18 protein-coding genes are annotated in these 22,689 nt (G+C 71.8%); 14 read left to right on the top strand and 4 right to left on the bottom strand.

Going from position 1 to position 22,689, the window contains the following annotated elements; translation table 11 throughout:
* Nucleotides 1-50 precede the first annotated feature (50 nt).
* Complete coding sequence (locus AB0C82_RS15005; protein WP_362840946.1) at nucleotides 51-398, bottom strand: SCP2 sterol-binding domain-containing protein; 348 nt, start codon at nucleotides 396-398, stop codon at nucleotides 51-53.
* Nucleotides 399-457: 59 nt separating this feature from the next.
* Between AB0C82_RS15005 and AB0C82_RS15000 the strand changes: the two genes are divergently transcribed.
* From AB0C82_RS15000 to AB0C82_RS14980, 5 genes are all read left to right on the top strand, one after another.
* Nucleotides 458-745 carry a hypothetical protein gene (locus AB0C82_RS15000; protein ID WP_362841032.1) on the top strand — a complete coding sequence of 96 codons (288 nt, stop codon included), beginning with the start codon at nucleotides 458-460 and terminating at the stop codon, nucleotides 743-745.
* A gap of 7 nt (nucleotides 746-752) precedes the next feature.
* Nucleotides 753-1,568 carry a TlyA family RNA methyltransferase gene (locus AB0C82_RS14995; RefSeq protein WP_362840943.1) on the top strand — a complete coding sequence of 272 codons (816 nt, stop codon included), beginning with the start codon at nucleotides 753-755 and terminating at the stop codon, nucleotides 1,566-1,568.
* Nucleotides 1,565-2,470: an NAD kinase gene (locus tag AB0C82_RS14990; RefSeq protein WP_362840941.1), complete on the top strand. Its 906-nt coding sequence runs from the start codon at nucleotides 1,565-1,567 to the stop codon at nucleotides 2,468-2,470. Before AB0C82_RS14995 ends, AB0C82_RS14990 begins: the two co-directional genes overlap by 4 nt.
* Nucleotides 2,471-2,566: 96 nt before the next feature.
* The gene (gene recN, locus AB0C82_RS14985; protein ID WP_362840938.1) at nucleotides 2,567-4,312 is read left to right on the top strand and encodes a DNA repair protein RecN; all 1,746 of its coding nucleotides are present in this window, start codon (nucleotides 2,567-2,569) and stop codon (nucleotides 4,310-4,312) included.
* Between the two features lie 214 nt (nucleotides 4,313-4,526).
* Nucleotides 4,527-5,621: a glycosyltransferase family 4 protein gene (locus AB0C82_RS14980; RefSeq protein ID WP_362840935.1), complete on the top strand. Its 1,095-nt coding sequence runs from the start codon at nucleotides 4,527-4,529 to the stop codon at nucleotides 5,619-5,621.
* Between the two features lie 31 nt (nucleotides 5,622-5,652).
* Here AB0C82_RS14980 and AB0C82_RS14975 read toward each other — a convergent pair whose 3' ends face one another.
* The 3 genes from AB0C82_RS14975 to AB0C82_RS14965 all read right to left on the bottom strand — a co-directional run bounded on the left by AB0C82_RS14975 (nucleotide 5,653) and on the right by AB0C82_RS14965 (nucleotide 10,794).
* Nucleotides 5,653-7,278, bottom strand: a complete 1,626-nt coding sequence (locus tag AB0C82_RS14975) for a PucR family transcriptional regulator (protein WP_362840932.1) — start codon at nucleotides 7,276-7,278, stop codon at nucleotides 5,653-5,655.
* Nucleotides 7,279-7,459: 181 nt separating this feature from the next.
* Nucleotides 7,460-8,851, bottom strand: coding sequence for an FAD-binding oxidoreductase (locus AB0C82_RS14970; RefSeq protein WP_362840930.1), 1,392 nt, complete (start codon nucleotides 8,849-8,851; stop codon nucleotides 7,460-7,462).
* 140 nt (nucleotides 8,852-8,991) lie between these two features.
* On the bottom strand, nucleotides 8,992-10,794 hold the full coding sequence (locus AB0C82_RS14965; protein WP_362841029.1) for a glycoside hydrolase family 15 protein: 1,803 nt from the start codon (nucleotides 10,792-10,794) through the stop codon (nucleotides 8,992-8,994).
* Between the two features lie 428 nt (nucleotides 10,795-11,222).
* Between AB0C82_RS14965 and AB0C82_RS14960 the strand changes: the two genes are divergently transcribed.
* The 9 genes from AB0C82_RS14960 to AB0C82_RS14920 all read left to right on the top strand — a co-directional run bounded on the left by AB0C82_RS14960 (nucleotide 11,223) and on the right by AB0C82_RS14920 (nucleotide 22,645).
* Nucleotides 11,223-12,872, top strand: a complete 1,650-nt coding sequence (locus tag AB0C82_RS14960; RefSeq protein ID WP_362840928.1) for a CTP synthase — start codon at nucleotides 11,223-11,225, stop codon at nucleotides 12,870-12,872.
* An 81-nt stretch (nucleotides 12,873-12,953) separates the two neighbouring features.
* On the top strand, nucleotides 12,954-13,580 hold the full coding sequence (locus AB0C82_RS14955) for an NUDIX hydrolase (RefSeq protein ID WP_362840925.1): 627 nt from the start codon (nucleotides 12,954-12,956) through the stop codon (nucleotides 13,578-13,580).
* A 181-nt stretch (nucleotides 13,581-13,761) separates the two neighbouring features.
* Nucleotides 13,762-15,870: a tetratricopeptide repeat protein gene (locus AB0C82_RS14950; protein ID WP_362840923.1), complete on the top strand. Its 2,109-nt coding sequence runs from the start codon at nucleotides 13,762-13,764 to the stop codon at nucleotides 15,868-15,870.
* A 143-nt stretch (nucleotides 15,871-16,013) separates the two neighbouring features.
* Entirely contained in the window at nucleotides 16,014-17,129 is a 1,116-nt protein-coding gene (gene ald / locus AB0C82_RS14945; RefSeq protein ID WP_362841027.1) for an alanine dehydrogenase, read from the top strand.
* A gap of 368 nt (nucleotides 17,130-17,497) precedes the next feature.
* Nucleotides 17,498-18,616 carry a ParA family protein gene (locus tag AB0C82_RS14940; RefSeq protein WP_185301645.1) on the top strand — a complete coding sequence of 373 codons (1,119 nt, stop codon included), beginning with the start codon at nucleotides 17,498-17,500 and terminating at the stop codon, nucleotides 18,614-18,616.
* On the top strand, nucleotides 18,613-19,209 hold the full coding sequence (locus AB0C82_RS14935; RefSeq protein ID WP_362841021.1) for a hypothetical protein: 597 nt from the start codon (nucleotides 18,613-18,615) through the stop codon (nucleotides 19,207-19,209). The genes AB0C82_RS14940 and AB0C82_RS14935 overlap by 4 nt, the downstream gene beginning before the upstream one ends.
* Before the next feature lie 105 nt (nucleotides 19,210-19,314).
* On the top strand, nucleotides 19,315-20,463 hold the full coding sequence (locus AB0C82_RS14930; protein ID WP_362840920.1) for a ScpA family protein: 1,149 nt from the start codon (nucleotides 19,315-19,317) through the stop codon (nucleotides 20,461-20,463).
* Entirely contained in the window at nucleotides 20,460-21,116 is a 657-nt protein-coding gene (scpB, locus tag AB0C82_RS14925; RefSeq protein ID WP_362840917.1) for an SMC-Scp complex subunit ScpB, read from the top strand. Before AB0C82_RS14930 ends, scpB begins: the two co-directional genes overlap by 4 nt.
* Nucleotides 21,116-22,645: a pseudouridine synthase gene (locus AB0C82_RS14920; RefSeq protein WP_362840915.1), complete on the top strand. Its 1,530-nt coding sequence runs from the start codon at nucleotides 21,116-21,118 to the stop codon at nucleotides 22,643-22,645. The genes scpB and AB0C82_RS14920 overlap by 1 nt, the downstream gene beginning before the upstream one ends.
* Nucleotides 22,646-22,689: the final 44 nt, after the last annotated feature.

Below are 22,689 nucleotides of genomic sequence, written 5' to 3'. Positions count from 1 at the left end.
ACCGCATCCGACGCCGCGCGCTGATCCACCAGGAGAGACGGGACAGCCCTCTAGAGCAGTGATCTGAGCTTCAGGAGGTCCCGGAAGCCGGCCTCCAGGCGGACCCGGCCCGAACCCCACGCCTTCGCGAAGTTCAGCTCGCCGTCCACCATGGCCACCAGATCGTCGCCGGTCATCGCCAGGCGGATCTGGGCCTTCTCCCGGGGTGGCCCCTCGACCGTGTCGTGCACCACGATCCGGCCGTCCCGCAGTCGTCCGGTGAAGGTCACATCAAGATCCTTGATGTGACAGCTCAGTGACCTGTCGAGGCCGGCGGCGTCGCGCACGTCCCCCTCGGCCCCGGTGAGGTTGTCGGAAAGTCTGTCGAGTGCGCTGCGGCACTCCGCCATGGTCGCCATATCGCCGTCGACGCTACCTCAGCCCTTCGGGGTAGCGTTTCGGCATGAGCGACGACTGGATGCCGGGGCCGGGAACGGCGCCCGGGGGCACGCCCGGGGAGCCGGAACCGGCTGACCCGCCCTCCTTCGAGCCCGCGGCGCCGACGCCCCTGGGTGTCGTGCGCACCCCCACGGGAAACGCCGAGGTGGACGCCCGGCTGGCGCGTCTGGCCGATGCGGACCACCTCGCGGCGGACGGGCACACCCAGGTGTACGAGGATGTACACCGTGGGCTGCGCGACGCGCTGACCGCACTGGACGCCCGGCCCGCACCCGCGCCGATGGCCCCGTACGACAACAGGAGCTGAACCGAACGTGGCAGGAGTGGCACGTCGCCGCCTCGACGCCGAGCTGGTACGCCGTAAACTCGCCCGCTCTCGCGAGCACGCGAGCCAGCTGATCGCGGCGGGGCGGGTGACCGTCGGCGGCAGCACCGCGACCAAACCCGCCACGCAGGTCGAGACCAGCGCCGCGGTCGTCGTCACGAAGGACGACAGCGATCCGGAGTACGTCTCGCGCGGCGGGCACAAACTGGCCGGCGCCCTCGCGGCCTTCGTCCCCCTCGGGCTGGCCGTGGAGGGGCGGCGGGCGCTGGACGCCGGGGCATCGACCGGTGGCTTCACCGACGTACTGCTGCGGGCCGGGGCCGACCATGTCGTCGCCGTCGACGTCGGCTACGGACAGCTCGCCTGGTCCTTGCAGTCCGATGAACGCGTCATCGTCAAGGACCGTACCAACGTGCGCGAACTGACGTTGGAACAGATCGACGGGAAGCCCGTCGACCTGGTGGTCGGCGACCTGTCCTTCATCCCGCTGGGGCTGGTGCTGCCCGCTCTCGCGCGCTGCGCGGCTCCCGACGCGGACCTTGTCCTGATGGTCAAGCCGCAGTTCGAGGTGGGTAAGGAACGGCTCGGCAGCGGCGGCGTGGTCCGCAGCCCCGAGCTGCGGGCCGAGGCGGTACGGGAGGTGGCGCGGCGGGCGGCTCTGCTGGGCCTGGGGGTGCGCGGGGTGACGGCGAGTCCGTTGCCCGGACCCTCGGGGAACGTCGAATACTTTCTGTGGCTGCGGGCCGGAGCACCTGAGCTGGATCCCGCGGATGTGGACCGTGCAGTGGCGGAGGGGCCTCGTTGACGACGAATACGGCACGAACAGTATTTCTTCTCGCGCACACCGGGAGGCCGGCTGCGATCCGCAGCGCCGAACTCGTCGTGCAGGGGCTGCTGCGCAACGGCCTCGGCGTGCGGGTGCTTGCCGACGAGGCGGCCGATCTGCCGCTGCCGTCCGCCGTCGACATCGTCGACGAGACAGGGCCCGCGGCGGTCGACGGCTGTGAGCTGCTCGTCGTCCTGGGCGGCGACGGCACACTCCTGCGCGGCGCCGAGATCTCCCGGGCCTCCGGGGTGCCGATGCTCGGCGTCAACCTCGGACGCGTCGGCTTCCTCGCCGAGGCCGAGCGGGACGACCTGGACCAGGTGGTGGAACGGGTCGTCACCCGCGCCTACCAGGTCGAGGAGCGGATGACGCTCGACGTCGTCGTGCACAGCAACGGTGACATCGTGTACACCGACTGGGCGCTCAACGAGGCCGCGGTGCAGAAGGTGTCGCCGGACCGGATGCTGGAGGTCGTCCTGGAGATCGACGGCCGGCCCGTCACCGGGTTCGGCTGCGACGGGATCGTCTGCGCGACCCCGACCGGTTCGACCGCGTACGCGTTCTCGGCGGGCGGACCCGTGGTGTGGCCCGAGGTCGAGGCCCTGCTGATGGTGCCGATCAGCGCCCACGCGCTGTTCGCCAAGCCCCTCGTGACGTCCCCGACCTCGGTGCTCGCCGTCGAGGTCCAGCCGCACACCCCGCACGGCGTGCTGTGGTGCGACGGGCGCAGGACCGTGGAGCTGCCCGCGGGCGCGCGGGTCGAGGTCCGGCGCGGCGCGGTGCCCGTACGGCTGGCCAGACTGCACCAGGCGTCGTTCACCGACCGGCTCGTCGCCAAGTTCGCGCTGCCCGTCTCGGGGTGGCGCGGAGCGCCTCACTGATCGCCCGGATGCCCCGCATCGTCACCGTCCCGAGCACCGGAGAGTGAACCGGGGACCGGGCCCCGTCGCACACCGGGGTCCGGACCTCGTAAGGTCGTGTCCGTGTTGGAGGAGATGCGGATACGGTCGCTCGGAGTCATCGACGACGCGGTGGTGGAGCTGTCACCCGGTTTCACCGCGGTGACGGGTGAGACCGGCGCGGGCAAGACCATGGTCGTCACCAGCCTGGGGCTGCTGCTCGGCGGGCGGGCCGACCCCGCCCTCGTGCGGATCGGTGCCAAGGCCGCTGTCGTCGAAGGGCGGATCACCGTCGCTCCGGGCGACGCGGCCGCCCTGCGCGCTGAGGAGGCCGGGGCCGAGCTCGACGACGGAGTGCTGCTCATCAGCCGGACCGTCTCGGCCGAGGGGCGCTCCCGTGCCCATCTCGGCGGGAGATCGGTGCCCGTCGGGGTGCTGGCCGAGCTCGCCGACGAACTCGTCGCCGTGCACGGCCAGACCGATCAGCAGGGGCTCCTGAAGCCGGCCCGCCAGCGTCAGGCCCTCGACCGGTACGCGGGCGACAACGTCGACGGGCCCCACGCCAAGTACGCGGCCGCCTACCGGCGGCTGCGCACGGTCGCCACGGAGCTCGACGAGCTGACCACGCGTGCCCGGGAACGGGCCCAGGAGGCGGATCTGCTGCGCTTCGGCCTCAACGAGGTCGCCGCGGTCGAACCACTGCCCGGCGAGGACGCCGAGCTGGCCGCCGAGGCGCAACGGCTCGGTCACGCCGACGCGCTCGCCTCCGCCGCCGCCCTCGCGCACGGAGCCCTCGCGGGCAATCCGGAGGACCCGGAAGGTGTCGACGCCACGACCGTAGTCGCGGCGGCGGGCCGGTCCCTGGAGGCCGTACGGGCCCACGATCCGGCGCTGGCCGGGCTCGCGGACCGGATCGGGGAGATCTCCATCCTGCTGGCCGATGTGGCCGGTGAGCTGGCCGGGTACGCCGACCAGCTGGAATCCGATCCGCTGCGGCTCGCCGCGGTCGAGGAGCGGCGCGCGGCGCTCACCATGCTCACCCGCAAGTACGGCGAGGACGTCGCCGCGGTGCTGGCCTGGGCCGAGGACGGCGCCGCCCGGCTCACCGAGCTGGAGGGCGACGACGACCGGATCGGCGAGCTCACGGCGGAGCGCGACGCGCTGCGGGGCGAACTCTCCGGACTCGGGCAGGCGCTGACCGACGCGCGTACGGAGGCGGCGGAGCGTTTCGCCGGGGCCGTGACCGAGGAGCTGGCATCGCTCGCGATGCCGCACGCCAGGGTGTCCTTCGCGATCAAGCAGACGGAGGCGCCGGACGAGGCCTCCGGCATCGACATCGGCGGACGGAGCGTCCTCTACGGTCCCTCCGGGGCCGACGAGGTCGAGCTGCTGCTGGCGCCGCACCCCGGTGCCCAGCCCCGGCCGATCGCCAAGGGCGCGTCGGGCGGTGAGCTGTCGCGCGTGATGCTGGCCGTCGAGGTGGTGTTCGCGGGGTCCGCCCCCGTACCCACGTACCTGTTCGACGAGGTCGACGCGGGTGTCGGCGGCAAGGCCGCCGTCGAGGTAGGCAGGCGCCTGGCGAAGCTCGCCAGGTCCGCGCAGGTCGTGGTCGTGACCCATCTGCCCCAGGTGGCCGCGTTCGCGGACCGGCAGCTGCTGGTCGAGAAGACGGTCGACGGGTCCGTGACCAGGAGCGGTGTCATCGCCCTGGAGGGCGAGGACCGGGTCAGGGAGCTCTCGCGGATGCTCGCGGGCCAGGAGGACTCCGAGACCGCCCGCGCCCACGCCGAGGAGCTGCTGGCCTCGGCACGGGCGGACAGGTAGGCGGCACGGGGCCGGCGGCTGTTCCACCGATTTCCGCCGCCGGTGCCCGGGTGGCAATCGCGCGCCTTCGTCTCACCCGTTCGGGTGGGGCGGGCCGCCCGGTTGTCACCGGGCGCACGGCGCCGGAGGCCCGGCGGTCCCGGAACGTGCGTACGGACTGGCATCCTTGGCGCTGTACGTACCGCCGACTCGGGAGCCCCGGGAGCCATTCAACGTGTCACAGCTGCATACGGTCCAAGTCCTCGGCGGGGGCAGTGCGGGCAGCAGTGCGCACGTCAGCTCGCTGTCCGCCGGGCTCGTGTCCAGGGGCGTGCGGGTCACGGTCTGCGCACCGGCAGAGCTGGACCGCACCTACGACTTCCCCGCCACCGGAGCCCGTTTCGCCCCGGTGCCCCGGCGCAGTGACCCCTCGGCCGTGGCCGCGCTGCGCGCCGCCTGCGCCGACGCCGACGTCGTACACGCGCACGGGCTGCACGCGGCGGTACGGGCCGGGCTGGCACTCAGCGGGCGGCGCACCCCGCTGGTCCTGACCTGGCACACCCGGTCCCATGCCGAGGGTGCCCGGCGCAGAGTGCTGCGCATGATGGAGCGAAGGGCCGCCCGTACGGCGGCCGTTGTCCTCGGCCCGTCATCGGACCTCGTCGACCGTGCCCGAAGGCGCGGCGCACGCGACGCCAGGCTCGCGCCGGTCGCGATGCCGCAACCCCGGTTCCCGGCAGGCGTGCACGACGGCAAGGCCAGGGCGGAACTCGGCGCGGTGGAGCGGCCGTTGCTCATGTCCGTGGGCAGCCTCGTGCCGGCCCACGGGTACGACACGCTGCTGGACGCCGCACGCATGTGGCGGGAACTCGACCCCGTACCCCTGCTGGTCATCGCGGGGGAGGGGCCGGGCAGGGCCGCGCTTCAGCGCCGGATCAGGGACGAACAGCTGCCTGTCAGCCTCGTCGGCTGCCGGGAGGACATCGGTGAACTCCTCGCCGCGGCCGATCTGGCGATCCTGTCCAGCCGCTGGGAGGCCCGCTCGCTCCTGGCCCAGGAGGCGTTGCGGCTCGGCGTTCCGCTGGTCGCCACCGAGGTCGGCGGGGTGGCCGAACTCGTGGGGGACGCCGCCGAACTCGTGCCGTACGGGAACGCCGAAGCGCTCGCCCGGGTCGTGAGCCGGCTGCTCGGTGACCCGGAGCGGCGGGAGCGGCTCGCGGCCGCGGGGCCCGTACAGGCGGCAGGCTGGCCGACCGAGGACGACACGATCGCGCAAGTGCTCTCCGTGTACGACGAGTTGGCTCAGCCCCAGCTGGTCCGCCAGCACTGAACCCCGCCCGCCGGAGTCCGGCGTGGTGGGGTCACGAGGCGTGGCGGCGGGCGCGCAGGGCCAGGCTGAGGGCCAGCACCGTCTGCGGGTCGTCCAGATCGGTGCCGAGCAACTCCCCGATGCGGGCGAGCCTGTTGTAGAGCGTCTGCCGGTTCAGGTGCAGTTCGCGCGCCGTCTCCGCCTTGCGGCCCGCATGGGCGAGATACGCCTCAAGGGTCGGCAGCAGGGCGGGCCGCGAGGTGCGGTCGTGGTCCCGCAGCGGGCCGATCGCCCGGTCCACGAATGCCGCCAGATCCGGATGGTCCCGCAGCCGCCACAGCAGCAGATCGATGTCCAGCCGCCGGGCGTCGTACCACGGGCGGTCGCTGAGCCCCTGCGCCGCGGCCGCCGTCTCCGCCGCGTGCCGCAGCCCCGCCCCGGCCGCCGCCCAGCCACCCGCCACACCCACCACCACGACCGGCGGGTGCGATCCCGCGCGCTCCAGGCCGGCGCGTGCCACACCGGCCCGCAGGGCCGCCGCGACCCGGTCGGCCACCGCGGTCCTTTCGCTCTCCGAGCGCAGTCCCAGCAGCAGCGGAACCCTGCCCTCGACCGGCCGGACGCCGAGCAGGACGGGCACACCCACCGACGACAGTTCCTCAAGGACGGCGCGGGCGAGCAGCGCCCAGTTGCCCGAGGGCGAGAGTTCGGGTGCCAGCCGCATCACCACGGGGAGCAGCGGGACATCGCCGGGCTTGAAGCCGAGGACCCGTGCCTGGGCGGGCGCGTCCTCGGCGGTGATCCGGCCCTCGGCGAGGTCCGTGAGGAAGTCCCCGCGGCCTCGTGCCGCCAGCTCCTCCTCCTGGCGCGCCTGCATCAGGACGACGGCGATGAGGCCCGCGGCCCGCTCGGCCGCCATCCGGTGCACCGGCACCAGCGGCCCGTCCACGGCCAGCAGCACCAGCCTGGCCCGTACCGATCCGGCCCCCGAGCCGCCACCGGGCACGTCGACCAGCAGTGCGCCCGTGGGCGGGGTCTCGCGGGCCGCGCGCCCGCCGCGCATCCCGTCCCAGACCTGGAGCGGGTCCGCGCTGCCCGGGCGGGTCGCGGTGCCGGCCGCGTACAGCAGCTGGCCGTCGGCGGTCTCCAGGAAGACCGGGTTGGCGGTGAAGTCCGCCAGGATGCCGAGCACCTGCGGGACACCGCCGCCGCCCAGCAGCGAGTGGGTGCAGCGGCGGTGGACCTCCTCGGCCTGCTGGAGCAGTGCGTAGTGCCCGTTGACGATCTCGGTGTGGACCTCCTCGGTCACCGCCACGAACGGCACCTCGCGGTGCAGCTGCACGAGTGGCAGCCCGGCCGCCCGCGCGGCGTCCACGATGGAGGCGGGCAGCCGGCTGAAGCGCGGCCCGAGTTCCACGACGAGCGCGGCTATACCGCGGTCGGCGAGCCGGCGGACGAAGGCCCGCTGCTCGGCGGGCCGCGTACCGAGCCCGAGGCCGGTGGTGAGAAGCAGCTCGCCGCCCTTGAGGAGCGAGGCGATGTTCGGCACCTCACCGGCGTGCACCCAGCGCACCGTCCGGTTCAGCCGGTCCGCGCCGGCCATGACCTCCGGGAGCCCGCCGCGCAGCCCGGGGAGCTCCAGCGCGCGCTGGACGGTTATTCCGCCTTGGGTCTCCACTGACTGCGGCCTCACGCTTCCACTCGGTCCGACGGACTGTCGTCCTGATCAGGAAGTTACCGGGCGGAGCGGGCCGTGAACATCGACGGGGCGGGCCGGCCCGCAGGTACGACGCGCGCCGGCTCGACAACTCGTCGTGTGCACGGGCGGTTGGCCCGCCGTTCTGTCGGCGTGGCGTGTGTCACACCTGTGCGGCCGGCTGGATGTTGTGGTTCAGATGGAAGACGTTGGCGGGGTCGTACTGGGTCTTGACCGCGGCCAGCCGCGCGTAGTTCTCGGCGCCGACGCCCTCGACGACCCGGTCCGACCCCTCGTTGCCGATGAAGTTGAGGTACACGGTGCCGCCCGACCAGGGACGCATGTCGGCGCGCACGTCCCGTACCCACTGCGTGGCGCGTGCGTCGTCCGACGGGCTCTCCCAGACGCCGAAGGGGTGGACCGCCCAGGGGGCGGAGCGCCACGGCAGCGGGTAGCCGTTGGTGTCGCGGGCCACCGCGCCGCCCATCGGGAACAGGACGTGCTGGGTCGCCGAGGGCATCGGGATGTCCGATGCCCGGGCGCAGAACGCGTCCACGGCCTCGTCGGGGAAGCTGTCGAGATACTCGGCGGACCAGTAGTTCCGCATCCCGGGCGGGTCGTCCAGCATGCACTGGAGATCGGCGTACGGCAGCTCGGCGATCACTTCCGCCTCGTGCCGGAGCGCGAGCAGCGGGGCCGCCATGGCGCGGGCCCGGTCCTCGGGTCCCGCGAAGGTGATCAGCGTCGCGCAGACCAGCGAGCCGACCAGGTGCTCCGGTACGAAGTCCTCCGGCGGAGCGGTGAGGTAGAGGCAGCCGCCGCCCGTCTCGTCCGGCGCCGAGTCCATCACGTCGCGGAACGTCTCCACCACGCGACGGCCGTCCTCCAGGGGGTGCAGCAGCAGGACCACGCTCATCGCGGGCAGTTCGTGCAGTTCCAGGGTGAGGGAGGTGGCGACGCCGAAGTTGCCGCCGCCGCCGTGCAGGGCCCAGAACAGTTCGGGGTTCTCGTCCACGCTCGCGCGGACCGTCTCGCCGTCGGCGGTCACCAGTTCGGCGCCCAGCAGGTTGTCGCACGCGAGGCCGAACTTCCGCTCCAGCCACCCCGAACCGCCACCGAGCGTGAAACCCCCGACTCCGGTGGTGGACACCCGGCCGCCGGTTGTCGCCAGCGCGAACGGCTGGGTGGCCCGGTCCAGGTCGCTCATGGTGGCGCCGCCGCCGACCCGTGCCGCCCGGGAGGCCGGGTCGACCGTCACCGTGTTCATGCGGCGCAGGTCGACCACGAGGCCGCCCTCGCTCAGCGACGTACCGGCCACGCTGTGTCCGCCGCCCCGCACGGCGATCTCCAGATTGTGCGCACGGGCGAACCGCACGGCGTGCGCCACATCGGTGGAGGACTCGCACTGGGCGATGACAGCGGGATGCCGGTCGATCATGCCGTTGAAGACCTTGCGCGCTTCGTCGTAGCCCGCGTCGGCGGGTGCGAGCGCGTCTCCCGCGAGATCCCCACGAAGGCCGGTGAGGTCGGCTTCGGCTGTGTTGCGGGGCGCCATCAAGGGCCCCCTTCCGGAGGCGTGACAGGACAGTCCAAGCGTATTACCGCGTGCTCGCGCCCGCTGTCCGGTGCCTGTCCTGCCCGCCGGCGGGCAGGCGTGCGGATGCCCTGTCACCGCACGGTGACAGGGCAGCGCACTCAGCCCACGTACGCCCCGCTCGCCGTCAGCCGCAGCGCCGTGTCGATCAGCGGCACGTGACTGAACGCCTGCGGGAAGTTGCCCACCTGGCGCTGGAGCCGCGAGTCCCACTCCTCGGCCAGCAGCCCGAGGTCGTTGCGGAGCGCGAGCAGCTTCTCGAAGAGCCGGCGTGCCTCGTCGACACGGCCGATCATGGCCAGGTCGTCTGCCAGCCAGAACGAACACGCCAGGAAGGCGCCCTCGTCACCTTCCAGGCCGTCCACGCCCGCGTTCTCGCCCGCCGTCGGATAGCGCAGGACGAATCCGTCCTCCGTGGACAGCTCGCGCTGGATCGCCTCGATCGTGCCGATGACCCGCTTGTCGTCCGGCGGCAGGAAGCCCATCTGCGGGATGAGCAGCAGGGAGGCGTCCAGCTCCTTGGAGCCGTACGACTGCGTGAAGGTGTTGCGCTCGGGGTCGTAGCCCCGCTCGCAGACATCACGGTGGATCTCGTCGCGCAGGTCCCGCCAGCGCTCCAGAGGGCCGTCCGTGTCCCCGGACTCGATCAGCTTGATGGTGCGGTCGACCGCGACCCAGGCCATCACCTTGGAGTGCACGAAGTGGCGGCGCGGGCCTCGCACCTCCCAGATGCCCTCGTCGGGCTCGTCCCAGTGCTTCTCCAGATACTCGATCAGCTTGAGCTGGAGCCCCACCGCGTAGTCGTTGCGGGTCAGGCCGGTCATGTGCGCCAGGTGGAGCGCCTCGGTGACCTCGCCGTAGACATCGAGCTGGAGCTGGCCCGCCGCGCCGTTCCCGACGCGGACCGGTCCTGAGTTCTCGTAACCGGGCAGCCAGTCGAGCTCGGCCTCGCCCAGCTCCCGTTCGCCCGCGATCCCGTACATGATCTGCAGGTTCTCCGGGTCGCCCGCGACGGCGCGCAGCAGCCATTCGCGCCAGGCCCGGGCCTCCTCGCGGTAGCCGGTGCGCAGCAGCGACGACAGGGTGATCGCCGCGTCGCGCAGCCAGGTGTAGCGGTAGTCCCAGTTCCGCACGCCCCCGATCTCCTCGGGCAGCGAGGTCGTCGGGGCCGCCACGATGCCGCCGGTGGGCGCGTACGTGAGGGCCTTGAGGGTGATCAGTGAACGGACCACGGCCTCGCGGTAGGGCCCGTGGTACGTGCACTGGTCGACCCACTCGCGCCAGAACTGCTCCGTCGCCTCCAGCGACCCCTCCGGGTCGGGAAGGGCGGGGGGCTCGTGGTGCGAGGGCTGCCAGCTGATCGTGAGAGCCACCCGGTCGCCCGGGCCCACGGTGAAGTCGGAGTACGTCGTCAGGTTCTTGCCGTAGGTCTCGGCGGGGGTGTCCAGCCACACCGAGTCCGGGCCGGCGACGGCGACCGTACGGCCGTCGACCTTGTGCACCCAGGGCGTGACGCGCCCGTAGCTGAACCGCATACGCAGTTCCGAGCGCATCGGCACCCGGCCGCTCACGCCCTCCACGATGCGGATCAGCTGGGGCGCACCCTCACGGGGTGGCATGAAATCGGTCACGCGGACCGTGCCGCGCGGCGTGTCCCACTCCGATTCCAGGATGAGGGAGTCCCCTCGGTAGCGGCGCCGGTCCGCGAAGGGCGGTGGCGTGTCCGCGCCGGTCGTCGGAGCCAGACGCCAGAAGCCGTGCTCCTCGGTGCCCAGCAGTCCTGCGAAGACGGCGTGTGAATCGAAGCGGGGAAGGCACAGCCAGTCGGCTGTTCCGTCCCGGCAGACCAGGGCAGCGGTCTGCATGTCTCCGATGAGTGCGTAATCCTCGATGCGCCCGGCCACGTGCGTCTCCAGTCGAACGGCCATGTCGCCCCGAGGGGCGCTTACTGCGGGTCAAGGGTCTTGTAGAAGAACCGATGAGATCTTCGCACCGGCTGAGCGGGCGGGGTGGTGCCGCTGGCCGGTCAACTCGGCAGCCAGTGTCCGAGCAGGATACGACGCAAAAGGATGATCCGCGCGACGGTCTTGACAACGCTGCTGCGCTGAACGGGTGGGACGTGAAACGAGTGCGGGCATCCTGTGGTGCCCATGTGAGGGAGTGTGGCCGGAAGCAGCCTCTCGCTGTCGCTGTTACCCTGGTAGCCCGTGGACCGGTGGTCGTTCCCGACAGTGGACGAGGCCCCCGAACCGCAGCGACGGCACCTCCGGAATCCCCGGTACGGCAGCCGGTACGCACCTCACGATCGCGACCACGGGAGCCCCCTTTGGCTATGCAGCCCACATCCACGACGACCAAGCACATCTTCGTCACCGGGGGTGTCGCCTCCTCCCTCGGCAAGGGTCTGACTGCCTCCAGCCTGGGTGCCCTGCTCAAGGCGCGGGGTCTGCGGGTCACGATGCAGAAGCTCGACCCGTACCTCAACGTCGACCCCGGCACGATGAACCCGTTCCAGCACGGAGAGGTGTTCGTCACCAACGACGGCGCCGAGACCGACCTGGACATCGGCCACTACGAGCGCTTCCTCGACGTCGACCTCGACGGCTCGGCCAACGTCACGACCGGCCAGGTCTACTCGCAGGTCATCGCCAAGGAGCGGCGGGGTGAGTACCTCGGCGACACCGTCCAGGTCATCCCGCACATCACCAACGAGATCAAGCACCGCATCCGCCGCATGGCGACCGACGACGTCGACGTCGTCATCACCGAGGTCGGCGGCACGGTCGGCGACATCGAGTCGCTGCCGTTCCTGGAGACCGTCCGCCAGGTCCGCCACGAGGTCGGCCGGGACAACGTCTTCGTGGTCCACATCTCCCTGCTGCCCTACATCGGGCCCTCCGGCGAGCTGAAGACCAAGCCCACCCAGCACTCGGTCGCCGCCCTGCGCAACATCGGTATCCAGCCGGACGCCATCGTGCTGCGCGCCGACCGCGAGGTCCCGACCGCCATCAAGCGCAAGATCTCGCTGATGTGCGACGTCGACGAGACCGCCGTCGTGGCCTGCCCCGACGCCCGCTCGATCTACGACATCCCCAAGGTGCTCCACACCGAGGGCCTGGACGCCTACGTCGTGCGCAAGCTCGACCTGCCGTTCCGTGATGTCGACTGGACCACGTGGGACGACCTGCTGGACCGCGTCCACAACCCGGACCACGAGATCAAGGTCGCGCTCGTCGGCAAGTACATCGACCTGCCCGACGCGTACCTCTCCGTCACCGAGGCCATCCGCGCCGGCGGTTTCGCGAACAGGGCCCGTGTCCAGGTCAAGTGGGTCGCGTCCGACGACTGCAAGACCCCGGCCGGTGCCGCGAAGCAGCTCGCCGACGTCGACGCGATCTGTGTCCCCGGAGGCTTCGGCGACCGCGGTGTCAACGGCAAGATCGGCGCCATCCAGTACGCCCGCGAGAACAAGGTGCCGCTGCTGGGCCTCTGCCTCGGCCTCCAGTGCATCGTGATCGAGGCGGCGCGCAACCTCGCCGAGATCCCCGACGCCAACTCCACCGAGTTCGACGCCGCCACCTCCCACCCCGTCATCTCGACGATGGAGGAGCAGCTCGCCTACGTCGAGGGCGCGGGCGACCTGGGCGGCACCATGCGCCTCGGCCTGTACCCGGCGAAGCTCGCCGAGGGTTCGGTCGTCCGTGAGACGTACGCCGACCAGCCGTACGTGGAGGAGCGTCACCGCCACCGCTACGAGGTCAACAACTCCTACCGCGCCGAGCTGGAGAAGAAGGCCGGACTGGTCTTCTCCGGCACCTCCCCGGACAACAAGCTCGTCGAGTTCGTCGAGTACCCGCGCGAGGTCCACCCCTACCTGGTGGCAACCCAGGCGCACCCCGAGCTCACGTCCCGCCCGACCCGCCCGCACCCGCTCTTCGCGGGCCTGGTGAAGGCGGCCGTGGAGCGCAAGACGGCCAAGTAGCCGACAGACGATACGGTTGGCCGGGGTACGCGTCCGCAGGGACACGTACCCCGGTTTCTGTTTGTTCGTGGGAGGACGTACATGGGTTTCCAGGACACGCCCGAGGAGTGGCAGGTCACCGCGACCGAGACGCCCTTCACCGGCGCGAAGACCAGCATCCGGACCGACGACGTCGTCATGCCCGACGGCGGCGTCGCCCGGCGCGACTACCAGGTGCACCCCGGCTCCGTCGCCGTCCTCGCGCTCGACGAGGACGGCAGGGTCCTCGTCCTGAAGCAGTACCGGCACCCCGTGCGCCACAAGCTCTGGGAGATCCCGGCCGGGCTGCTCGACGTCCCCGGTGAGAACCCCTTGCACGCCGCGCAGCGCGAGCTGTACGAGGAGGCGCACGTCAAGGCCGAGGACTGGCGGGTGCTGACCGACGTCTACACCACCCCGGGCGGCTGCGACGAGGCCGTGCGCATCTTCCTGGCCCGGGACCTCTCCGAGGTCGTGGGCGAACGCTTCGAGGTCGCCGAGGAGGAGGCGGACATGGAGCTCGCGCGGGTGCCGCTCCAGGACCTCGTACGCGGAGTGCTCGCCGGGGACCTGCACAACAACTGCCTGGTCGTGGGTGTCCTCTCGCTCACCGCCGTTCTCGGCGGAGAGGGCGTGGACTCGCTGCGCCCGGCCGAAGCCCCCTGGCCTGCCCGGCCGTTCGAGGCCTGACGGTCCGTCCGTCACCGCGTACCGTGACCCGCCCCCGGTCGGACAGTCGTAAAAAGGCTGATCCGATCGGGGGACTTGTCCGCCACGCTCCACCGTGATCGTCCACATGCCTGAACTACGCTCGGTAAGCCCCGACCGGAGTTCCGGCGGGCACCGCGTGCAGCGAAGTGGAGCGTGGCTCGTGACCGATCAGGCGGTGGACACCAGCGGCCCGGCGGGAGTAGCGGGGACCGAGGAGCCGTCCGGTGCCGTCCCACCCCAATTCTTCGGGCGGGAACGCGAGTTGAAGGAACTCCGGGCCGATATCGAGCGGGCGGGACTGGATACGCTCGCGGGGCGCGGGAGCGCCCGTGCCAGGGTGCTGCTGATCGCAGGCCGGCCCGGTTCGGGGCGTAGCGCACTGGCCGCCGAACTCGCCCGACGACTCGTCGGTTCCGCTTCCGCTTCCGGTTCCGCCACGGGGTCCGGTCCCGCCCTTTCGGGTGACTATCCCGACGGGGTCCTGAGGGTAGGGCTCACCGATCCGGACGGCCACCGGGTCCCCACCGAACGTACCGCCCGCGACATCCTGGACCTGCTCGGTGTGACCGGCCCGGCCGGCGCCGACGAGGACGAGCTCTCCGAGATGGTCCGCGAGGCCCTCGCCGTACGCCGGGTCCTGCTCCTGCTCGACGACGCCGTGGACGCCGAACAGGTCGACCCGCTCCTGCCCGACAGTCCGGACTGCCTGGTCGTCGCCACTTCGACGGGCCCGCTCACCGGCATCCCCGGCGTCCGCCCCTGCACCATCGGCGGCCTGGACGCCCGTTCCGCCGTACAGCTGCTCGGCCGGCTTATCGGCCAGGTGCGTATCACCGTCGACCCGCGTACCGCCGAGACGCTCGCCGAGGAGTGCGGCGGGCAGCCCGCCGCACTGGTCCTGGTGGGCGGCTGGCTCGCCGCCCGTCCCCACGCGTCCGTGGCCGATGTCACCAAGCAGGTGCACGAACTGCCGGACGACGTCGAACAGCCGACCGGTGCCCGGCCGCTGGCCCGCGCGTTCCGCCTGGTCTACGAGTCCCTTCCGCCGGCCGCCGCCCGGATACTGCGCCTGCTCGCCCTCGCGCCCGCCGGCCTGGCCGACGCCCACACCGCCTCCGCGCTGGCCGGCTGTTCGGTCTCGGCGGCCCAGTCGACGCTGGACGACTTCGTCGGCCTCGGCCTCCTGCGGACGAACGGCGCGGCTCTGCCGCAGTACGAGGTGCCCGGCTGCCTCGCACCGATGCTGCGCGCACTCCTGGAGGACCGGGACAGGCCGGCCGAGATCCAGCTGGCCAGGGCGCGGATGCTGGAGCGGACCGTGCGCCAGCTCCAGTCCTGCCGGGCCGTCACCGACCCGGAGGACTCCCCGTCCCAGCGGAAGCTGGCCGGACTGCCCAGGTCCCTGCGGTTCTCCCACGCCGAGTCGGCCGCCGCCTGGCTGCGGATGCGCCAGCCCGCCCTGCTGGCCTCCGCCAGGATCGCGGTCGAGGACGGTGAGCTGGACACCCTGGCGAGGAGGCTGGTGGCCGCACTCGTACGGGCGCTCGCCGTGCACCGGGGAACCGAGCAGGCGGCCCCTGAGCTGTACGGGCTGCATCAGCTGGTCCTCGATGTGGCCGAGCGCCGCGATCTGCCCCGTGAGAAGGCCGCCGCCCTGCTGAACCTCGCCGATCTGGACGCCAGGACCGGCCGTACGCAGGACGCGCTGACCCGCTACCGGGCCGCACTGGACGCCGGACGCGAGGCGAAGGACCTCTACGCGACCGGCCGCGCGATGGAATCCGTAGGCGGGGCGTACGCCGAGCTCGGGGACTTCCACCGGGCGTCGGACTGGTACGGCCGGGCGCTCGCGCAGCGGCTCACCCAGGGGGAGCGGGCCGACGAGGCACGGCTGTACGGGCGCCTCGGCGCCGTTCACACCTACGCCGGGCGCTACGGCGAGGCCCTGCGGAACTGGCGAGCCGCCGCGGCCGGGCACCGCAGGCTCGGGGACCTGCCGGCCCAGGCGCGGGCGCTCAGCGAGGCCGCGCGGGTGCAGGAGTACGCGGGCCGCCCGCAGGAGTCGCTGCACACCTGCCGGGAAGCGGTGGAGCTGGCGCGGCAGGCACAGGACGTGCGGCTCCAGGCGGCGCTCCAGCTCCGGCTGGCCGACACGCTGGACCGGCTGGGGGACCCCGCGGCGGCGGGGCTGCACAGGGGCGCAGCCGAGAGATTGCTCGGCGAGAAAGGTTCAGCCTACGAAATCCGTAGCGCTTCGGCTGAAAGTTAATGCTTTGTAAGGCTAGACAGCGCGAAGTCCTTCATTAGACTGGCTCCCGCCGCGTGTCACTGCGGTGTCTCCATTTATGCTGGGTGTATCCGGGTATCCACCGCTATGCCCGAACCCCCTCCGAGCCAAGGACCGTGATCGACGTGAAGGTCGGCATCCCCCGCGAAGTCAAGAACAACGAGTTCCGGGTGGCGATCACCCCCGCCGGAGTGCATGAGCTCGCCCGCCATGGCCACCAGGTCCTGATCGAGCGGAACGCCGGCGCCGGTTCGTCCATCACGGACGAGGAGTACGTCGCCGCCGGAGCGCAGATCCTGGCCACGGCCGACGAGGTCTGGGCCGCCGCCGACCTGCTGCTCAAGGTCAAGGAGCCGGTCGCCGAGGAGTACCACCGCCTCCGCAAGGGCCAGACGCTCTTCACCTACCTGCACCTCGCCGCCTCCCGCGAGTGCACCGACGCGCTGCTCGAGTCGGGCGCCACGGCCATCGCGTACGAGACGGTGGAGACCGCCAACCGCGCGCTCCCGCTGCTCGCCCCGATGTCCGAGGTCGCGGGCCGGCTGGCCCCGCAGGTCGGCGCCTACCACCTGATGCGCTCCGTGGGCGGCCGTGGTGTGCTGCCGGGCGGCGTCCCGGGCACCGCCGCGGGCAAGGCCGTCGTCATCGGCGGCGGCGTCTCCGGCTGGAACGCCACCCAGATCGCCGTCGGTCTCGGCTTCCACGTCACGCTGCTCGACCGCGACATCAACAAGCTCCGCGAGGCCGACAAGATCTTCGGCACCAAGGTGCAGACGGTCGTCTCCAACGCCTTCGAACTGGAGAAGGCGGTCGTCGAGGCCGACCTCGTCATCGGCGCCGTTCTGATCCCCGGAGCGAAGGCCCCGAAGCTGGTCACCAACGAGCTCGTCGCCAAGATGAAGCCCGGAAGTGTACTTGTCGACATTGCAATCGATCAGGGTGGTTGCTTCGAGGACTCGCACCCGACGACGCACGCCGAGCCGACGTTCACGGTCCACAACTCGGTCTTCTACTGCGTCGCCAACATGCCGGGTGCGGTGCCGAACACCTCCACGTACGCGCTCACCAACGCCACGCTCCCGTACATCGTGGAGCTGGCGAACCGCGGCTGGGCCGAGGCCCTGCGCCGCGACGTCGCACTCGCCAAGGGCCTCAACACCCATGATGGGCAGGTCGTTTACCGCGAGGTGGCCGAGGCGCACGGCCTCGACCACGTCGAGCTGAGCTCGCTTCTCGGCTGACGGGTCAACACTTCCGTCAACCTCACGCGTCCGGCCGGACCTTGCCGAGCAAGGTCCGGCCGGAGGCATGTCGGGGCCCGGCGCGGGGTCCGATCAACTCGCCTCGAACGTAACCCTTTACCCGTTTCGTGCCCTCGCGAAATGTGCGGCTTGTTCTCCGTGCACCCTTGACAGAGGGGCGTTCGATTGCCGACACATCGGGCCGGGTCCGGCGGATTGTGTTGCTGCGGACCGGTGACACGCCATAGAGTCGCCAATCGTCGGCATGGTGCCACGCTGACCTATCGATAAGTTTCCTGGTCACATCCAAGGAGGTAAGACGACTTGTGAATGAGTCGACATTTACTCCTGGGGGTGGTCAACCAGGGATGCCCGCACGGGGTCTGAGCCCGATCGGGCTCGAAGCTGTCGGCTCCGTCGCTGTCCGCACCTTCGCCACTCACCAGCACATGACGACAGCCCCCCAGATGATGGACGGCCTACACGTGAACGCCACGGCCGGCAACGAGAGTGGTCGCAAGTCCGACCACTTCGCCGACTTCGCCGAGGTGCCCGAGGGGCACTTCTACGACCCCGATGCCGAGTACGAGCCCGATCCGGAGTACGCGGCCACGCTCGCACCCGACGCCGCGCGCCAGCGCCGCGAGCGGATCGGCCCCACGGGCCGGCCCCTGCCGTACTTCCCGATCCCGGGCCCGCTGACCGATCACGGCCCCGCGAAGATCATCGCGATGTGCAACCAGAAGGGCGGCGTCGGCAAGACCACGTCGACCATCAACCTGGGTGCCGCGCTCGCGGAGTACGGACGACGCGTCCTGCTCGTCGACTTCGACCCGCAGGGTGCCCTGTCGGTCGGCCTCGGGGTGAACCCGATGGAGCTCGACCTCACCGTCTACAACCTGCTCATGGAGCGGGGAATGTCGGCCGACGAGGTCCTGCTGAAGACCGCAGTGCCCAACATGGACCTGCTCCCGAGCAACATCGACCTCTCGGCCGCGGAAGTGCAGCTGGTCAGCGAGGTGGCCCGCGAGTCCACCCTGCAGCGGGCTCTCAAGCCGCTGATGGCCGACTACGACTACATCGTGATCGACTGTCAGCCCTCGCTCGGCCTGCTCACCGTGAACGCCCTGACGGCGGCTCACAAGGTGATAGTGCCGCTGGAGTGCGAGTTCTTCGCGCTGCGCGGTGTGGCCCTGCTCACCGAGACCATCGAGAAGGTCCAGGAGCGGCTCAACCCGGAACTGGAGCTCGACGGCATCCTCGCCACCATGTACGACTCCCGCACGGTGCACAGCCGCGAGGTCCTCGCGCGCGTCGTCGAGGCCTTCGACGAGCACGTCTACCACACCGTCATCGGGCGCACGGTGCGCTTCCCGGAGACCACGGTCGCCGGTGAGCCCATCACCACGTACGCGTCCAACTCGGTCGGTGCGGCCGCCTACCGCCAGCTCGCCAGGGAGGTGCTCGCCCGGTGTCACGCCGAGTGAGTCTCCCGGGGGCCGACGAACTGTTCCGCACGACCGGTGGGATGGGGCTCCAGGGCTCCTCACCCGCGGAGCGGCGACGCAAGGCCAACGGTGAGGCGCGCGTGCCGGCGCCGGCCGGTGAGAGCGACTCCCGGACGGACGCGCCGGGACAGGGCGGGGGACCGGCGGGAGCCGGAGGCGGCCAGACCGCCCCGGCCCGTGAGGAGCACGCGGCGGCCGAGGCCGACGGGAACGAGTCGCGCAGCCGGGGCGGCGAGGCCGACCGTGCCGCGCCGGCCGGTACGTCAGGTTCCGGGGCCAGGCCGTCCGCCCAGGAGCCCGTGCCCGCCGTCCAGCAGCAGCGCAGGCGCGGCGGCGGACGCGGTGCGAACCGCAGGCCCAGCGGCCGTGAGCGCCACGACGAGAAGATCACGGTCTACGTGTCCGCCGAGGAGCTGATGGACCTCGAGCACGCCAGGCTGGTCCTGCGCGGCGAACACGGGCTCGCGGTCGACCGCGGACGCATCGTCCGTGAGGCCGTCGCAGTGGTCCTCGCGGACCTGGAGTCCCGGGGCGACGCGAGCATCCTCGTACGGCGCCTGCGCGGCCGCTGAGCGGAACGGCGCCGGTAGCCTGCCCGGGAGGGCCGCCGACCGGGTGGCCCGGCCCTCGGGCACGGGCCACCGCCCGCCCGGCCCCCGCCGCACCCCTGGACCGCGATGCCGACGACCGACGACGCCGCCCGCCCGCCCCGCCGGACCCTCGGCCGCGGGCCGGGCGCCGCGCCCGCGCCGGCCCCGCCGCCTTCCGGACCGCCGGAGGCGGCCGAGGAGCCCCAGGCCCCCGCACCGGACGCACCGCCGCCGGCTGTCCTTGGCCCCGTGCCCGACCCCGACCCCGTGCCCGACCCCGACCCCCTGCCCGGCCCCGTCCCGGGTTCTGCCCCCGTCGCCGATGTACCCGATGTCCCGTCCGCAGCGGTCCCCGCGGCGTCCGGGGAGAGCGGTGACACCGCCGGGGGCCAGGAGTCCGGGGAGCCCGGGGAGCCCGGGGACAAGCGGTTCACCGTCCGGCTGGTGAACTTCGAGGGCCCCTTCGATCTCCTGCTCCAGCTGATCTCCAAGCACAAGCTCGACGTCACCGAGGTCGCCCTGTCCAAGGTCACCGACGAGTTCATGGCGCACATCCGGGCCATGGGCGCGGACTGGGACCTCGACCAGACCACCGAGTTCCTCGTCGTCGCCGCGACCCTCCTGGACCTCAAGGCCGCCAGGCTGCTGCCCACCGCCGAGGTGGAGGACGAGGCGGACCTGGCGCTCCTCGAAGCGCGGGACCTGCTCTTCGCCCGGCTGCTGCAGTACCGCGCGTACAAACAGATCGCGGACATCTTCCGGACCAGGCTGGAGGCTGAGGGCCGCCGCTACCCCCGTACCGTCGGCCTGGAACCGCACCACGCTGAGCTGCTGCCCGAGGTGGTCATCAGCATCGGCCCCGAGGGTTTCGCCCGGCTCGCCGTGAAGGCTATGCAGCCCAGGGCCGAGCCTCAGGTGTACATCGACCACATCCACGCGCCGCTGGTCAGCGTGCGGGAACAGGCCGAGATCGTGGTCCTGCGGCTGCGCGAGGCGGGCGAGCTGAATTTCCGCGCCCTCACCGAGGACGCACCGGACACCCTCACCGTCGTGGCCCGTTTCCTCGCCCTGCTGGAGCTGTACCGGGAGAAGGCCGTCACCCTGGACCAGGAGGAGGCGCTCGGAGAACTCGTCGTGCGCTGGTCGGGCGGCGAGGACGCGGTACCCACGGTGACGGACGAGTTCGACCAGGAGATCCACGGGGCGCACGAGGAAGCAGAGGACCCACAGGCATGAGCGAGCAGAGCAACGAGCACCGGCAGGCGACCGGCGTCGCCCGCCTCGACCTCAAGCCCGCCCTGGAGGCGGTCCTCATGGTCGTCGACGAGCCCGCCACCGAGGAACACCTCGCCAAGGTGCTCCAGCGCCCCCGCAGGGCCGTCGCGGACGCCCTGCGGGAACTGGCCGACGAATACACCGTCCAGCGCCGTGGATTCGATCTGAGGCTCGTCGCGGGCGGCTGGCGTTTCTATACCCGCCCGGAGTACGCCGACGCCGTCGAGGGCTTCGTCCTGGACGGCCAGCACGCCCGCCTGACCCAGGCGGCCCTGGAGACGCTCGCCGTGGTCGCGTACCGCCAGCCGGTGAGCCGCTCCAGGGTCTCCGCGGTGCGCGGAGTGAACTGCGACGGCGTGATGCGGACCCTTCTGCAGAGGGGCCTGGTGGAGGAGGCGGGCGCGGAACCCGAAACAGGTGCGATCCTGTACAGGACGACGAACTACTTTCTGGAGCGTATGGGCCTGCGAGGCCTGGACGAGCTCCCGGAGCTCGCGCCCTTCCTCCCCGAGGCGGACGCGATCGAGGCTGAGACGCTAGAGGGTGTGCCGTCGTTCGATCCGGACGCACCGGACACCCCGGATACTCACGCAGACGACAAGACGGAATTTTGATGCGAAGCAGTGGCAGGAACAGCGGAAGCGGCAGCGGCAGCGGCAACGGCAAGAGCGGCGGCAACCGGGACAACCGGGGTGCCGGCGCCGGCCGCGGGTCCCAGCCGAGGACGGGCGGCGGGCGCGACGACCGCTCCCAGCCCAGGACCGGCGGCGGGCGCGACGACCGCGGCTCGCAGTCGAGGACGGGTGGCGGGCGCGATGACCGCGGCTTCCAGCCCAGGACGGGTGGCGGGCGCGACGATCGCGGGTCCCAGCCCAGGACGGGTGGCGGGCGTGACGACCGCGGGTCCCAGTCGAGGACGGGTGGCGGGCGTGACGATCGCGGCTTCCAGCCCAGGACGGGTGGCGGGCGCGATGACCGCGGGTCCCAGTCGAGGACCGGTGGCGGGCGCGATGACCGTGGCTTCCAGCCCAGGACGGGTGGCGGGCGCGATGACCGTGGCTTCCAGCCGAGGACCGGTGGCGGGCGCGACGACCGCGGCTTCCAGCCGAGGACCGGTGGCGGGCGCGACGACAAGCCGGAGGAGCAGCGTCCCCGCAGGCCGCGTCCCGAGGAGCGCCGCTACGACGTGGGCAACGACAGGCCGGGCGGCGACGGCGGCCTCCGCAAGGGGCGTGGCGAGGCCGCACGCGGCGGAGCCAAGGGCGGCCCGAAGGCCGCACAGCACGTGAGCAAGGGCGGACGCCGGGTGGGCGCGCCGTCCCGCCCGCGCGAGCTCGACGCCAAGATCGAGCAGCGCAACCGCGACAGGTACGCGGACAAGCCCGAGATCAAGACGCCCAAGACGCACCCGGGTGCCGAGCAGGAGGGCGAGCGGCTGCAGAAGATCCTCGCCCGCGCCGGTATGGGTTCGCGCCGGGCGTGCGAGGAGCTCATCGAGCAGGCCAGGGTGGAGGTCAACGGCGAGATCGTCCTGGAACAGGGCAAGCGCGTCGACCCGGCGAAGGACGAGATCAAGGTCGACGGCCTGACCGTCGCGACCCAGTCGTTCCTGTTCTTCGCGCTGAACAAGCCGGCCGGTGTCGTCTCCACCATGGGTGACCCGGACGGCCGCCAGAACCTCGGCGACTACGTCAACAACCGCGAGACGCGGCTGTTCCACGTCGGCCGGCTCGACACCGAGACCGAGGGCATCATCCTGCTCACCAACCACGGCGAGCTGGCCCACCGTCTGACGCACCCCGGGTACGGGGTGAAGAAGATCTACCTGGCCGCCATCCAGGGCCCGCTGCCGCGTGACCTCGGCAAGCGGCTCAAGGACGGCATCCAGCTGGAGGACGGGTACGCCCGCGCCGACCACTTCCGGGTCGTCGAGAACACCGGCAAGAACTACCTGGTCGAGGTGACCCTCCACGAGGGCCGCAAGCACATCGTCCGCCGGATGCTGGCCGAGGCCGGCTTCCCGGTCGAGCGGCTCGTGCGCACGTCCTTCGGGCCGATCCCGCTGGGCGACCAGAAGTCCGGCTGGCTGCGCAGGCTCACCAACACCGAGGTGGGCATGCTGATGCGCGAGGTCGGCCTGTAACCGCACTCCTCGAAGGGCCCGCGTCCGGCTCCTGTTCGTATCCG

The organism is Streptomyces sp. NPDC048560 (assembly GCF_040650955.1).
Lineage (GTDB): Bacteria > Actinomycetota > Actinomycetes > Streptomycetales > Streptomycetaceae > Streptomyces.
This window is presented reverse-complemented; position numbering and strand designations above follow the sequence as displayed.

What these genes read in the sequence shown, in the direction of transcription:
- AB0C82_RS14920 (WP_362840915.1), top strand. Translation starts at nt 21,116, where the DNA reads ATGCGAAGCAGTGGCAGGAACAGCGGAAGCGGCAGCGGCAGCGGCAAC.
- AB0C82_RS14955 (WP_362840925.1), top strand. Translation starts at nt 12,954, where the DNA reads ATGGGTTTCCAGGACACGCCCGAGGAGTGGCAGGTCACCGCGACCGAG.
- AB0C82_RS14940 (WP_185301645.1), top strand. Translation starts at nt 17,498, where the DNA reads ATGCCCGCACGGGGTCTGAGCCCGATCGGGCTCGAAGCTGTCGGCTCC.
- AB0C82_RS14960 (WP_362840928.1), top strand. Translation starts at nt 11,223, where the DNA reads ATGCAGCCCACATCCACGACGACCAAGCACATCTTCGTCACCGGGGGT.
- AB0C82_RS14970 (WP_362840930.1), bottom strand. Translation starts at nt 8,851, where the DNA reads ATGGCGCCCCGCAACACAGCCGAAGCCGACCTCACCGGCCTTCGTGGG.
- scpB (WP_362840917.1), top strand. Translation starts at nt 20,460, where the DNA reads ATGAGCGAGCAGAGCAACGAGCACCGGCAGGCGACCGGCGTCGCCCGC.
- AB0C82_RS15005 (WP_362840946.1), bottom strand. Translation starts at nt 398, where the DNA reads ATGGCGACCATGGCGGAGTGCCGCAGCGCACTCGACAGACTTTCCGAC.
- AB0C82_RS15000 (WP_362841032.1), top strand. Translation starts at nt 458, where the DNA reads ATGCCGGGGCCGGGAACGGCGCCCGGGGGCACGCCCGGGGAGCCGGAA.
- AB0C82_RS14930 (WP_362840920.1), top strand. Translation starts at nt 19,315, where the DNA reads ATGCCGACGACCGACGACGCCGCCCGCCCGCCCCGCCGGACCCTCGGC.